Source organism: Ruegeria sp. CDSA079 (assembly GCF_059612245.1).
In genome coordinates, this window is record NZ_JBXWQF010000003.1 from 86,304 (window position 1) to 100,580 (window position 14,277).

Below are 14,277 nucleotides of genomic sequence, written 5' to 3' on the forward strand. Positions count from 1 at the left end.
CCTTGCGGGCTGCTTAACGGCTTAGCCCTAGCCGAAAGACACCCGGTTCGAAACCGGAAATTTCAACGTTAGCGCTAAGCCACGCCGATAAATTAAAAGATGAATGAGCAAATCAGCCCAGAATACCCGGCAGACGCAGCCCATGCTCGCGTGCACAGGCCTTGGCATCCTCATACCCGGCATCCGCGTGACGCCACACCCCCGAGGCCGGGTCGTTCCAGAGAACCCGCTCCAGCCGCTTGGCCGCTTCGTCAGTGCCGTCGGCGCAAATGACAACACCTGCATGCTGAGAGAAGCCCATGCCAACGCCGCCGCCATGATGCAACGAAACCCATGTTGCACCGGAGGCGGTATTGACCAGAGCGTTCAACAAGGGCCAATCGCTGACAGCGTCAGAGCCGTCTTGCATCGCCTCGGTTTCACGGTTTGGCGAAGCGACGGAACCGCTGTCCAAGTGGTCTCGGCCGATGACTACGGGCGCTTTCAGCTCACCGTTGCGGACCATTTCGTTAAAAGCCAGACCAGCGCGGTGACGGTCACCCAATCCGATCCAGCAAATGCGGGCGGGCAGGCCTTGGAAGGCGATACGCTCCCGCGCCATATCCAGCCAATTGTGCAGATGGGTGTTCTCGGGGAACAGTTCCTTCATCTTGGCGTCCGTCTTGTAGATATCCTCGGGGTCACCCGACAGCGCACACCAGCGGAACGGGCCGATGCCACGGCAGAACAGAGGACGGATATAGGCAGGTACGAAGCCGGGGAAAGCGAAAGCGTTTTCCAGCCCCTCATCCTGAGCCACCTGACGGATGTTATTGCCGTAATCCAGCGTTGGAACATCGGCGTTCCAAAAGTCGACCATCGCGGCCACGTGTTGCTTCATTGAGGCGCGGGCCGCCTTTTCGACCGCTTTAGGATTGCTTTCCCGCTTGTCCTTCCACTGCGCCATGGTCCAGCCCAGCGGCAAATACCCGTTGACCGGATCATGGGCGCTGGTTTGGTCGGTAACGATGTCGGGGCGCATCCCGCCCGCTTGCATCCGCCGGTAGACCTCAGGGAAGATTTCGGCCGCATTGCCCAGCAGGCCGACCGATTTGGCTTCGCCCGCCTTGGTCCAACGGTCGATCATCTCAAGCGCTTCGTCCAGTGTCTCGGCCTTTTCGTCCAGGTATTTGGTACGCAGGCGGAAATCGATGCTGTCGGGGTTGCATTCCACCGCCAGACAGCAGGCCCCGGCGAAGACAGCCGCCAAAGGCTGCGCGCCACCCATGCCGCCCAAGCCACCGGTCAGGATCCATTTGCCGGTCAGGTCGCCGCCATAGTGTTGACGCCCGGCTTCGGCAAAGGTCTCATAGGTGCCCTGCACAATGCCCTGCGTGCCAATATAGATCCACGAGCCAGCGGTCATCTGGCCGTACATCATCAGACCCTTCTTATCGAGTTCGTTAAAGTGATCCCAATTGGCCCAATGCGGTACGAGGTTTGAGTTGGCGATCAGCACACGCGGCGCATCAGTATGGGTACGGACAATGGCCACCGGCTTGCCGGACTGCACAACCAGCGTTTCATCCTCTTCCAGATCCTTGAGGCTGGCGACAATGGTGTCGAAATCGTTCCACGTCCGCGCAGCGCGCCCGATGCCGCCATAGACCACCAGCTCATGCGGGTTTTCGGCTACGTCGGGGTGCAGGTTGTTCATCAGCATCCGCAGCGGCGCTTCGGTCATCCAGCTTTTGGCGTTCAACTCCGGTCCTGTGGGCGGATAGATGTCACGGGTGTTCTTGCGGGGGTCGGTCATCGGGGTCCTCCGGTGAGCTGAGGGGCCAGCGCGGCCAGGCTGTCGAGTATGGTTTTGAGATAAGAGCGCAGGCGATCGGCCTTGCCTGTATCAAAGGTCCAGGGTGCTGTCTCGGCGCTCAGATAGGTGGATTGTGCCAGTTCCATCTGGATTGCATGAAGGCCGTCAGCCGGACGGCCATAATGGCGTGTAGTCCAGCCGCCCTTGAAGCGGCCATTGAGCACGGTGCTGTAGCCCGCCGCTGTTTCGCAGATGTCCAGGACAGATTTCTCGACCCGCGCGCCACAGGTTGCGCCAAGATTGGTGCCAATGTTGAAGTCTGGCAGCACCCCGTCGAACAGGAACGGGATGTGGCTGCGGATCGAGTGGCAGTCATACAGAATGGCAAACCCATGCAGCGCCTTCACCCGCGTCAGTTCAGCCGAAAGAGCGGCGTGGTAAGGCACGTGGAAAGCTGCGCGCCGTGCGTTAATTTCGCCCCCGGACGGAAGCTGTGCCCAGATATCCTGTCCGTCAAAATCCGTCAGCGGCACCAGCGTCGTGGTGTTCTGGCCGGGATAGAGCGACACGCCGGACGGGTCGCGGTTGGCGTCGATCACATAGCGGTGGAAAGTGGCCCGAACCGTGGTGGCACCCGGCAGCAACCCGTCATAGAGTGTGTGGATGTGCCAGTCAGTGTCATCCAGTCCCCGGCCCCGGTCATTCAGCTGGGACGCGATCTCGGGTGGCACATAGGTGCCAGTATGCGGCAGGCCCAGGACGATGGGACTGTCGCCGCGGGTGATCTCAACCGCGTCGGTCACGTGCCAAGCTCCGGCATGTCGACGCCCGTGCCATGGGCAATCTCGCCGCTGGCGATCAAGGCTGACGCTGCTTCGATGTCCGGCGCGGTATAGCGGTCATCACCCAGGGGTGGCACGACCACGCGCAGCCGCGCCATCACGCCCTGCAAGACCTCGCTGGTGGGCAGCGGCGCGCGGAATTCGACCCCTTGCGTGGCACAGAGCAACTCGACACCCAGAATGCGCTCCAGATTTGTGACCATCTGCCCCAATCGACGCGCGCCATGTGCAGCCATGCTGACATGGTCTTCCTGATTAGCCGATGTGGGCGTGCTATCCGTCACGCAGGGGTTGGCCAGGTGCTTGTTCTCGCTCATCAGTGCTGCCGTTGTAACTTCGGCAATCATCAGCCCCGAGTTCAGCCCGGGATTGGGCGTCAGGAAGGGTGGCAGATCAAAGCTGAGCGCCGGGTCAACGATCAGGGCAATGCGGCGTTGGGCAATTGCCCCGATCTCGGCCAGCGCCAGCGCAATCATGTCGGCGGCAAAGCCCACCGGCTCCGCATGGAAGTTGCCGCCCGAGACGATCAGCCCGGCCTCGGGCAGAACAAGCGGGTTGTCGGTGGCGGCATTGGCTTCGATCTCGAGGGTCGTAGCCGCCTGCCGAAGCACATCCATCGCGGCACCAACAACCTGCGGCTGGCAGCGAATGCAATAGGGATCCTGCACCCGGGTATCGCCTTCGCGATGGCTTTCACGGATCACCGAGCCGGCCAGAATGGCACGCATGGTGGACCCTGCCTCGATTTGACCGCGATGGCCGCGCAGCGTATGGATTTCAGGCTGCAATGGCGCAGTCGAGCCCATGATGGCATCTGTGGTCAGTGCTGATGTGACCAGCGCACTCTGCGCGGCCTGCCATGCTCCGAACAGACCCGCCAGAGCAAATGCCGTCGAGAACTGGGTGCCGTTGATCAGCGCCAGACCTTCCTTGGGGCCCAGCTCGATGGGCGTCAGACCTGCCGACGCCAAGGCCTGATCGCCGGATTTTACAGTACCGCCGAACTCGGCTTCACCGGCCCCCATCATCACAGCGGCCATATGCGACAGCGGCGCCAGATCCCCTGAAGCCCCGACAGAGCCCTGCGCCGGGATCACCGGGGTCACACCCTTGTCCAGCATATCCTCCAGCAGGACGATCAGTTCCATCCGTACGCCGGATGCGCCGCGTCCGAGGCTGAGCAGCTTCAGCACCATCATCAGCCGCGCGATCGCGCGCGGAATTGCAGGACCCACGCCGCAACAATGAGACAGGATCAGGTTGCGTTGCAGGGTCGCGGTATCCTCAGCCGCGATCTTGACGCTGGCCAGTTTGCCAAAACCGGTGTTGACTCCGTAAACCGCCGCCTCACCCACGGCTGCATCGGCGATGCGCGCATGGGCGGCCTCGATACCGGGCCGGCAAGCCGGCTCCAGCCGCACCGGAGATTCTTCGCGGTAAACCTGTTCCAGCTGTGCCAGAGAGACTTCACCTGGAGTAAGCGTCAGGGTGGTCAAGTTGTGTCTCCAATAATGCGGGTGTGAAGCGGGTTAAAGCCAATGCGATAGGCCAGCTCGGCCGGATGGGTGACATTCCAGACAGCCAGATCGACGCGCAGGCCGGGGATAATGCCGCCACAATCCGTCAAGCCCAGTGCGCGGGCCGCATGGATGGTCACGCCCTGCAGTGCTTCTTCGGGCGTCATGCGGAACAGGGTGCACCCCATGTTCATGGTCAGCAGCAGCGAGGTCACAGGGGCCGACCCCGGGTTGCAATCGGTGGCCAGCGCCATCGGCACCTTATGCTGACGCAGCAAATCAATAGGCGGGGCTTGGGTCTCGCGCAGGGTATAAAAGGCTCCGGGCAGGATCACGCCCACAGTGCCAGCCTCGGCCATAGCCTTCACGCCATCTTCATCGAGGTATTCGATGTGATCCGCCGAAAGAGCGCCATAAGAGGCGGCAAGTTTTGCACCCCCCAGATTGGACAACTGCTCGGCATGGCATTTGATCGGCAAGCCAAGCTCTTTCGCCACGTCAAACAGCGGCACCAGCTGATCCGGCAGGAACGCGATCCCTTCGCAAAACGCATCAACCGCATCCACCAAACCTTCCCGGTGCGCCGCGCGCAGGGTTGGGATACAGACCTCGGCGATGTAAGCTTCGGGCCGGTCTTTGTACTCGATCGGAACCGCATGGGCGCCCAGAAAGCTGGTCACAACCCGCACCGGGCGATGATCGGCCAAGGCCCGAGCGGCGCGTAGCATGTTCAGCTCAGTTTCACGATCCAACCCGTATCCCGACTTGACCTCGATCACCGAGACACCTTCGGCCAGCATTGCATCCACACGGGGCAGCGCCTGTGCAATCAGATCGTCAACTTCAGCCTCTCGTGTGGCCTTCACCGTCGAGATGATCCCGCCGCCTGCCCTTGCAACCTCTTCATAGCTGGCTCCGTTCAGGCGCATCTCGAATTCTACGGCGCGGTGACCGCCATGCACAACATGGGTGTGGCAGTCAATCAGCGCAGGCGTCACCAGACGACCTTCGAAAGACGTGCGCGGCAACGCCGAATATGCGTCTGGAATGTCAGACTGACACCCAACCCAGACGATCCGCGCACCCTGTACGGCAATTGCCGCATCCTCGATCAATCCATATGCGCCTTCACCGGTCATGGTGGCGGCATGCAGATCGGTGAACAGCTGATCGCGAACTTGCATTCGAATCCCTCATTCCCGCAATTCTCTCTTTTCTCGTACATGGCCTTGTGTATTATGTCTATTCATAAAATTGGAGAATAGCGTGACGACCATTTTTGCGAACCGCGCCCTTTTGGCGACTGGCTGGGCCGAGAATCTGCGGCTTGAGATTGAAGGCGGGCTGATCGGGCGTCTGACGCCGAGTGCGATGGCGCAACCAGGCGACACGCAGGTCGACACTCTGCTGCCTGCGCTGGCCAACCTCCACAGCCATGCCTTCCAGCGCGCTATGACTGGCATGACCGAGTACCGCATGGCCGGACGTGACAGTTTCTGGACCTGGCGGGAATTGATGTATCGCTTCACCGCCCATCTCAGCCCCGAACAGGTGCAGGCCATTGCTGCGCTGGTCTATCTTGAGATGCAGGAGGCCGGGTATGCCTCGGTCGGAGAGTTCCACTACCTCCACCATCAGCCGGACGGGCAGCCCTATGATCGCCTCGCCGAGCTTTCAGACCGGATCATGAAAGCCGCAGCCGAGACCGGGATCGGCCTGACCCATCTTCCGGTGCTCTATTCCTATTCAGGCGTCGGGGAAAAACCCCTTGAGGCCGGGCAAGCCCGGTTCGGCAATGATGTGGACCGCTTCTGCGCGTTGGTCGAACAGGCGCGCGGCGCGCTTGGTGCCTTGCCAAACGACTGCCGCGTCGGCATCGCGCCGCATTCCCTGCGCGCCATCTCACCCGCCGATTTGGCAAGAGTTGTGGCCGCACAAGGCGATGGTCCGATCCATATCCATATCGCAGAACAACCCAAAGAAGTGACCGAGATTCAGGCTGGTCTGGGCGCGCGTCCGGTCAAGTGGCTGCTGGACAATGCGGCAGTCGACACCAAATGGTGCCTGATCCACGCCACCCACATGACCGAGGAGGAGACCCGCGCCATGGCCACCACCGGTGCCGTCGCGGGCTTGTGCCCTGTGACCGAGGCCAATCTGGGCGATGGACCTTTCAACGGCCCGACTTACCTGAGCGCGGGCGGAACCTTTGGTGTAGGTTCGGATTCGAACGTGCTGATTTCCCTGACCGAAGAACTGCGCACGCTGGAATATTCCCAACGCCTGCGCGATCTGTCCCGCAATGTGATGGTTGTCGGTGAAGGCTCGGTCGGACAGACCTTGTACACGGGCGCGGCCTTGGGCGGTGCGCAGGCTCTGGGCCGCGACGCCGGGGAGATCGCCCAAGGCAAGCTGGCCGATCTCGTCGCCATCAACAGTCAGGACCCGGCGCTTTGCACGCTGAGGTCGGACCAGTTGCTGGATGGTCTCGTTTTTGCTGCCAAAGACCATGTTGTCACCAACCTGTGGTCTGCAGGCCGCCATCAGGTGCAGAACGGCCGTCATGTGGATCGCGAACGGATCACGTCCAATTACCGGACTTTGATGACCGGGCTTCTGTCGGATCTTTAAGCGGGAACTTCCGCAAAGCGGACATGCAGCACTTTGGAGTCAGGAGCCGGAGCGAGCATCGCGGCGCCAGCCGTCCTAATCGCGTCCCCCGCCACCAGCCGCGTGCTGTCCGTCGAGACTGTCCCCGACACAACAAAGACAAATTCATCTTTCGCAACATAGAAAGCCTGCTTACCTGAATGAACATCCACAGTGACCGAGACGATCTGCGGGTCATAAATCACGTTGAACGCTCGGCATGGTCCGTCCAGCAGCCGCGCTGTCACGGCCAGCGCCCCGTCAAACCGAAGAGGTTCAAACGGACGTGCGCCGAGCACCTCATCCGCGCCATGCAAGGCCAGCCCGGGCCCTTCGATGATCGTGTGCACCCGCGCCAGCCCCGGAAAGAGCGAGAAGGGCCCTTCCCTTTCGATCTCGGCCACGCTGATGCGCCAAGCGACCTGACCCCCGACCCGTTTGGCCGCCAGTTCCCGGGTCACACCGCCGCCATTGGCCCAGCGGGTGGCTTTGCACGCGTCCACTCTCATCATCAGTCGGATCAATTTCTTTGCATATCTCTATTATTCTGGACATAATATGATTATGAGCGTCAAAAATACAGGGGCAGAGCGTGTCTGAACAAAAGAATGTCGGTTTCCAGGACATCCGCGACGAAGTGCTCAACCGCATTCAGACCCGCGTTTGGCCGCAGGGCAGTCTGCTGCCCACCGAAATCGAATTGGCCACAGAGTTTGGATGCGCGCGCGCCACTGTCAACCGCGCCCTGCGCGAACTGGCCGATCAGGGCATTGTCACCCGCAAACGCAAAGGGGGCACCCGTGTTGTCACCACACCGGTCAAACAGGCCAAACTGCCCATCACCGTGGTCCGCAAAACTATCGAAGAGATGAATGCCCAGTACCGCTATGCCCTCGTCAGTCGCACCGTGATCGACTGCCCTGCATGGCTGCAGGCCAAGCTCGGCCTGCCAGAGGCCGCAAAGATCGTACATCTGACTTGCATGCACCAGGCCGACAACCGACCTTTCCAGTTCGAAGAACGCTGGATCAATGTCGATGCAGTGCCACATGTGACGAACGAAGACTTTCTGACCACCGGCCCCAACGAATGGCTGCTGGCCGAAGTCCCGTTCTCAAACGCGGAAATTGCTTTCTCGGCCGTCCCAGCAACCGGCCCCCTGCAAGAGTTCCTATCCGTTCCGACAGGTACACCACTCTTTCAGCTCGAACGCACAACATGGTTCCAAAACAAACCCGTCACGTTTGTGCGCATGACGTTCCATCAAGGGTATCAAATGAGAACGACTTATTGAGGCCATGGAAGTGAATAGGTTTTGACGTTGGTGAAGAATTTCATCGCTTCGATCACGCCTTCCTTGACGCCATTGCCGCTGTCCTTGATCCCCCCGAAAGGTGACATTTCGATCCGAAAGCCGGGCTGTTCCCAAATGTTACAGGTGCCCACGTCCAACCCATTAATATAGGCGATAGCCCGGTTCAGATCGTTGGTGCACACACCCGACGACAGGCCAAACGCGGTGCTATTTGATATTTGCATAACCTCCGCGTCGTCATCCGGCACACGCACGATAGGAATGACAGGACCAAAAGTCTCTTCCATGACCAACTCGCTGCCGTGGGGCACTTTGTCGACAACGATCGGCGGCAGCAATGCGCCCTGCCGACCCGGATGGTACAGGATGTCCGCCCCCTGCTCTGCCGCTTTTAGCACGCGGTTCTCAAACAGCTCTGCGGCCTCGGCATGGATGACACAGCCCAACTCGGTCTCGAGGTCCTGAGGATCACCGAACCGGATGGCTTTGGCTTTCTCCAGCACCATGGGAACAAAACGATCCGCTACGCTGGCTTGAACCAGGATTCTCTTGATGGCGGTGCAGCGCTGACCCGAGTTCCCCGTGGCGCCAGCAACCGCAAGTGTCGCAGCGCGTTCCAGATCAGCGTCACCCAGATCATTCAGCACAATCAGGGGGTCATTCCCGCCCAACTCAAGCGCCTGTCGCTTGTAGCCTGCCTTTGAGGCGATGAGCTTGCCTACAGGGACGCCGCCGGTGAAAGTGATGATGTCGATATTGTCATTGGTGATCATTTCGTCGCCAATGTCCTTTGGCCAGCCGGTGACGACCTGGAACATCTCGGGCGGCAGGCCCGCCTCGTACAGAATGTCGGCCAATGTCAGTGCTGTCAGTGGTGTCAGTTCGGTTGGTTTGCAAACCATACAGTTATTGGTTGCAATCGAAGGCGCGATCTTGTGGCTAACCATGTTCAGGGGGTGGTTGAACGGAGTAATCGCACTGATCGCTGTGACAGGTTCACGCTTGGTGAAGATTTTTCGCGCTTTGCCATTTTGCGTCAGATCGCAGGAGAACACTTCTCCATCATCTTTCAGGGCTTCGGCGGCGGCGAACTGAAACACGTCTTGTGCGCGTTTGGTTTCATATACCGAATGCTGATGGCAAATGCCCAGCTCCAGTGTCAGCCATTTGGCCAGATAGTCGCGTCTTTCTCCTATCAACTCCCCTGCTCGTCGAAGAATCTGACTTCGCTCGTATCGGGTCAGGGTTGGGGTGTAGATTGCCGCAACCTCAAAAGCTTGCCGTACATGCTGGACAGTTCCCGCGGGAACGGTGCCGACCACCGCATTTGTATAGGGATAATGCACAGGAACAGTGTCTTCCGTGAACACAACCTGTCCACCGATGCGCATACCTTCGTGTCGGATTTCGGTTTCGGCCATGTCCCTGTTCCAATTTTTCGGCGGCCACAGCTACGCGTGGCCGACCATCCGGATATCAACGAAACAACCGATAGTGCTGCACTTTGCCTTGCGTCAATAGAATGTATGGATAGTCCCGCTCTATTTCGTGGAACCAAGTCTGTGGCTCTATAGGCAGCTACATTTTCTCGGGCACAGGTTCAGAATTGGTGGGTCGGAGTGGAGTCTCGTTTTCCGGCTGATAGGTGGGGATTACACCAACCGGCGGGTTTTCCAAGATGTAGGCTCCGATACGCGCTAGCATCGGCTTTCTGGGGCAGTTTGGACGAGTGGCTGCGCCAAGATCCCGCAGGTGCCCGGGGGCGTCAAATGGAATGAAACACAAAGGCCAGTTATCCCGTTTGAATTGTTCCGCTGCCAAAGCCGAGACAATGGTGCAATCGTCGGAATGGCAGAGATGACGGCAGATCGTCTCAAACCGCAATGCGGTCAGATCAAAGCGCTTGCTGATCCGGGTTGTCTCGTCTTGCTTGGGCAGCCGATCTTCGAGATCGTATCCGAAGCTATGTGGTAACCGGATGAAGTCATGTTTTGGCACCTCTTCAGGGGCGATGGAAGACAGTGTGCACAGGGGGTGCCCTTCGCGCAGAGCCAAAAACAAGGGTTCGGACCAGATCGAAGTGAAGTCCAAAGTCGCACTGTTGTTGATCTTGGCGACCAGCGCCATGTCCAGCGTGTGATCTTCGACCCTGCGCAACATGTTTTGTGGCAGGTCCTCAACCAGCGTGACTCGCATCTTGGGAAACAGAGTACTGAAGAGCGTGGAAAAATATCCGGTCAGATACGGGGCCAACGTAGGGGTCATGCCGATTGTCAGGGGGACGGCCTCGGGGTCGCGGAATTCAGTGGCCGTATCGCGGATTTCCTGCGCGTCGTTCAGAATGCGCCGCGCGATTTCCGCAACGCGGGTACCGTATAGTGTCGGGCGCACCTCATTATTGAGGCGCAGGAACAGATCGGTGCCCAATTCCTGCTCGAGCTTTTTGATCTGGTTCGACATGGCGGGCTGGGACACGTTGCAAGATGCTGCTGCCTGACTGAACTGGCCGTGTTTTGCGATGGCAAGTACATATTCCAGATCTCTGAGGTTCACGGGGCATCCATTCCTGAAGCAATTTCTTCCAGATAATCGTCTATCAAAATACGAACTGGCGACAGAATTCAGAAGACCACTGAGACGATTCCGGCCGGATTGCCGCTCACATCCGTTAACAAATCTGTCAAACCTCGAAATCGAATAGACTTGCAGCCAACCCAGCCTGGACGAAAACGCCGTGTTTGTTGCGACTTCGATGTTTCGTTCCTCACGAAGATCGTGAGTATTTGCGATGGTTATACACCCGATTTGGATCATGAATTTCAGATGCTGTGCGGGGCGGCCTAGTCCTTTGTTGCGTCGGCTGCCCGGAAAACGGGCCGCCAGCACGAACGCAACTTATTGACGGAGTGATCCATGCTGTCCCAATTTGCAGAAGGCCTGCGCGCCCGTCTCTTGACCACGTCGACCCTGGCACAAGAGACATCCCGCGATGGCCAAACCCTCATCAACAACTTCTTTCAATCCACGGTCGTTGACGACACGCCGGCCTTTGTTTTGGCGAATGATTTTTCGCGCCTGCTGAACTTTGGCGAGATTGTCACCAACAACGCCGTTGCCGCTGTTCAGGCACAGGGTCAGGATGTTGATATCTTCAACTTCCGCTCGGGTCAGATCGAAGCGAATAATGGTCCTGATGCCCTTGCAACTGGTGTTCAGGTCACCGGCAGCGCCTCGGTTCGCAACTTTGGCGAGATCGCGGGTGAGTTCAACGGTGTGCAATTTGCGGGCGCTGAAAGCTCAGGCAATCTGGACAACTTCCGCAGTGCCGTCATCTCTTCTGACAGTCGTGCGGTCGATATTCAGGGCCAGGGCGTCAATGTGCGCAACTTCGGCGATATCATCGGAACCGGCGACCAGCGCAACGGCACTATCTACACCAACTCGACTGCCGAGGATGTGTCGATCTCGAACTTCACCGGCGGTCTGATTGATGCGGGTGAAGGCAATCAGGGTGCTGGCATCTCGCTGCAAATTGGAGATGAGGTTGATGATCGCGTCGAAACCGACGTGTTTAATGGGTTTGGGGCGACCATTCAGGGTCGTGGTCAAGCGGCGTCGAACACATCACTGGCCGGTGACGGTATTCGTATCGATGACGGGGCTCAGGGCACTGTTCTTGAAACCGAGATTGTCAACAGCGGTCTGATCTCGACCGAAAGCAATCAGGGCACCGCAGCTGGCATCCGTATTGCCGATGGCGCAAATGCCGAAGGTGAAATCCTGAACACCTCGACCGGGGTGATCGAAGGCCCGCGCAACGGCCTGTATATCGGTGATGGTGAGCACGATCTGGATGTGCTGAACTTTGGCGCCATCCAGTCCGGCAGTCGCGCGGTGAATATCGACGGCTCGGGCGTCGATATCATCAATGGTGGCGACATTCTGGGCAAAGGTGACCAGCGCAATGGCACGATCTATGCCGACGACACGGCCCGTGACTATTCGATCAACAACCTTGCCACAGGCACGATTGATGCAGGTGAACACAACAACGGCGCGAGTATCTCGCTGTCGTTGGCCGAAGACGGAAATGGCGAGGTCGAGATTGAAAACGCCGGAACGATCGCCGGTCGCGGCAACGCGGGGGCGGCACTGGGTACTGCGGGTGACGGTATTCGCCTGGAAGGCGTGCGTCAGGAAGGTGGCTTTGCCCCTGCCTCGTTTACCGGCACCATTGCCAACAGTGGCACTGTCACATCGGAAGGAGCAAACGGTACTGTCGGTGCATTCCGTGCCGTGAACAACGTCAATTTCCAGGGACAGCTGGTCAACGAAGAAACCGGCGTTTTCGCGGGTGGTCAGAACGGCGTTTATTTCGGCACTGGCGACCATTCTGGCGGTTGGTTCCTGAACCAGGGTACCGTGACCTCGGACAGCCGCGCGCTCAACATTGACGGTATCGGGCTGTCGGTCGAAAACGACGGATACATCCTAGGCACCGGAAACCAGCGCAACGGTACCGTTTATGCAGATGGCACCGCGAACAACTATACCTTCACGAATACGGGTGTGGTGGACGCAGGCGAAGGCAACAACGGCTCGGCCGTGTCGCTGCAGACCGGCGGCGTATCGGGCGATGTGGTTTCGGCCGCTGTTCTGAACGAAGGCACGCTGCAAGGCCGCGGTGACGCTGCCGAGGGCAATCAGGTTGGCGATGGCCTGCGTCTGTTTACCAGTCAGGATGAGGCGTCCTTTGCCGGTGTTGTGGTCAACGAAGGTCTGATTGCTGGATCCGAGGACTCGGATGCCGCTGCCGGTATCCGCGTGGATGGTGGTCTGAACCTGCTGGGTGCAATCCTCAACGAGGGCGAGATCCGTGGCACCGTCAATGCCATTGACGCGTCGGATGCAGGCATAGTCACAATCATCAACGACGACGAAGGTGTGATCAACGGCGACGTTCTGCTGGGCGATGGCGATGACATATTTGTCGATCTGGGCACCACCAATGGCAACATTTACGGTGGAGCTGGCGATGATGTTCTGATCGCGGGCGAAACAGACAATGTTCTGACCGGTGGTCTGGGCAATGACTTCATCGACGGTGGCGACGGCATCGACACGGCCGACTTCTCGGATCTGGATGTCGCAGTCGAGGTTCGCCTGGATGCCAATGGCAACGGGACAGCCACACGAGACACCGGGTTCAGCGTATCGATCACGGATACGGCTGTCGCGGCACCTGATCAGTTTGGGGCAGACATCCCGGACGGTGCTTGGTTTGTTGAGGAAGCGGTTCAAGGCAACCTGTACTACAACATCCACACGGCAGAATTCCCGGCTGGTGAAATCCGTGGACAGTTGCTGGTTGATAGCGATGTGACGGAAGGCGGTATTCGCACTGTCACACTGAGCGGCGATCTGGATGCTACGCAGGAGCCGGGACCAACCTCGGACAGCGCAGCAACGGGTGACGCAACCGTTGTCATCACTCAAAACCTGGCAACCGGTGAAGTCACCTATTCCAGCGAACTGAACGTTGTGGGCCTGAACGAAGCTGACCTGAATACCCCGATCCCCGGTGTCGTTTCTGCCATCCATTTGCACAATGCACCTGCCGGACAAAACGGCCCGGTTGTCCAGGATACGCTTGTGGATGCTGGCGCTACTTTGGACGTGGATTCTGCGGGCGGCACCGGTGTCGTTGGTCAGGACGTCATCGATAACCAGATCGAAACCGACACTCTGCGGTCCATTGAAAACGTTATCGGTTCCGATGAGGGCGACGTGATCGTCGGCGGTAGCTCGACCAACGTATTGTATGGCGCAGGCGGAGAAGACGTGCTGAACGGTGAAGGCGGCGATGACGTCCTGATCGGTGGCGCAGGAGCGGATACGTTCCAGTTCGGTGCGAACTTTGGCAACGACACCGTCGAAGACTTCGAAGTTGGTCATGATCAACTGCAATTCAGTGATTTCGGACCAGACTTCGGTGCTCAGGTCAACGTGGCACAGGACGGCGATGATGCCGTGATCAGCTTCGGCGATGAAGGCACGGTCCGTTTGGTCGGCATCAACACAACCGATCTGAACGAAGACGATTTCGTCGCCTAAGCAAACAATTGGCGGGGCGGCCCAGGGTCGCCCCTCTTTTTCCAG

The 14,277-nt window shown here is 58.9% G+C and carries 10 protein-coding genes; 3 read left to right on the forward strand and 7 right to left on the reverse strand.

Annotated features, from left to right (window positions below):
* Positions 1-112: 112 nt before the first annotated feature.
* The 4 genes from hutU to hutI are packed head-to-tail and all read right to left on the reverse strand — an operon-like array spanning position 113 to position 5,338.
* Positions 113-1,795, reverse strand: coding sequence for a urocanate hydratase (gene hutU, locus AC2FJZ_RS04295; RefSeq protein ID WP_496776185.1), 1,683 nt, complete (start codon positions 1,793-1,795; stop codon positions 113-115).
* Positions 1,792-2,598 (reverse strand): N-formylglutamate deformylase, encoded by an 807-nt coding sequence (gene hutG, locus AC2FJZ_RS04300; protein ID WP_496776186.1) that lies wholly within the window; start codon positions 2,596-2,598, stop codon positions 1,792-1,794. Before hutG ends, hutU begins: the two co-directional genes overlap by 4 nt.
* Positions 2,595-4,133 (reverse strand): histidine ammonia-lyase, encoded by a 1,539-nt coding sequence (hutH, locus tag AC2FJZ_RS04305; protein WP_496776187.1) that lies wholly within the window; start codon positions 4,131-4,133, stop codon positions 2,595-2,597. Before hutH ends, hutG begins: the two co-directional genes overlap by 4 nt.
* Positions 4,130-5,338, reverse strand: a complete 1,209-nt coding sequence (hutI, locus tag AC2FJZ_RS04310) for an imidazolonepropionase (RefSeq protein WP_496776188.1) — start codon at positions 5,336-5,338, stop codon at positions 4,130-4,132. Before hutI ends, hutH begins: the two co-directional genes overlap by 4 nt.
* Positions 5,339-5,420: 82 nt before the next feature.
* On the opposite strand from hutI, the gene AC2FJZ_RS04315 reads away from it, so the two are divergent.
* Entirely contained in the window at positions 5,421-6,785 is a 1,365-nt protein-coding gene (locus tag AC2FJZ_RS04315; protein WP_496776189.1) for a formimidoylglutamate deiminase, read from the forward strand.
* Here AC2FJZ_RS04315 and AC2FJZ_RS04320 read toward each other — a convergent pair.
* Positions 6,782-7,315, reverse strand: a complete 534-nt coding sequence (locus tag AC2FJZ_RS04320) for a HutD/Ves family protein (protein ID WP_496776190.1) — start codon at positions 7,313-7,315, stop codon at positions 6,782-6,784. The two genes, AC2FJZ_RS04315 and AC2FJZ_RS04320, sit on opposite strands and share 4 nt — an antisense overlap.
* 80 nt (positions 7,316-7,395) lie before the next feature.
* On the opposite strand from AC2FJZ_RS04320, the gene hutC reads away from it, so the two are divergent.
* Complete coding sequence (gene hutC / locus AC2FJZ_RS04325) at positions 7,396-8,097, forward strand: histidine utilization transcriptional repressor HutC (protein ID WP_496776191.1); 702 nt, start codon at positions 7,396-7,398, stop codon at positions 8,095-8,097.
* Here hutC and phnY read toward each other — a convergent pair.
* Together phnY and AC2FJZ_RS04335 are read right to left on the reverse strand one after the other, a co-directional pair.
* Positions 8,091-9,539: a phosphonoacetaldehyde dehydrogenase gene (phnY, locus tag AC2FJZ_RS04330; protein WP_496776192.1), complete on the reverse strand. Its 1,449-nt coding sequence runs from the start codon at positions 9,537-9,539 to the stop codon at positions 8,091-8,093. The two genes, hutC and phnY, sit on opposite strands and share 7 nt — an antisense overlap.
* Before the next feature lie 157 nt (positions 9,540-9,696).
* A complete protein-coding gene (locus tag AC2FJZ_RS04335; protein ID WP_496776193.1) occupies positions 9,697-10,671 on the reverse strand; it encodes a LysR family transcriptional regulator in 975 nt (324 codons plus the stop codon).
* Positions 10,672-11,031: 360 nt separating this feature from the next.
* Between AC2FJZ_RS04335 and AC2FJZ_RS04340 the strand changes: the two genes are divergently transcribed.
* Complete coding sequence (locus tag AC2FJZ_RS04340) at positions 11,032-14,232, forward strand: beta strand repeat-containing protein (protein ID WP_496776194.1); 3,201 nt, start codon at positions 11,032-11,034, stop codon at positions 14,230-14,232.
* Positions 14,233-14,277: the final 45 nt, after the last annotated feature.

Coding starts and splice junctions, on each gene's coding strand:
- hutU (WP_496776185.1), bottom strand. CDS start 1,795: ATGACCGACCCCCGCAAGAACACCCGTGACATCTATCCGCCCACAGGA.
- AC2FJZ_RS04320 (WP_496776190.1), bottom strand. CDS start 7,315: ATGATGAGAGTGGACGCGTGCAAAGCCACCCGCTGGGCCAATGGCGGC.
- AC2FJZ_RS04340 (WP_496776194.1), top strand. CDS start 11,032: ATGCTGTCCCAATTTGCAGAAGGCCTGCGCGCCCGTCTCTTGACCACG.
- hutI (WP_496776188.1), bottom strand. CDS start 5,338: ATGCAAGTTCGCGATCAGCTGTTCACCGATCTGCATGCCGCCACCATG.
- phnY (WP_496776192.1), bottom strand. CDS start 9,539: ATGGCCGAAACCGAAATCCGACACGAAGGTATGCGCATCGGTGGACAG.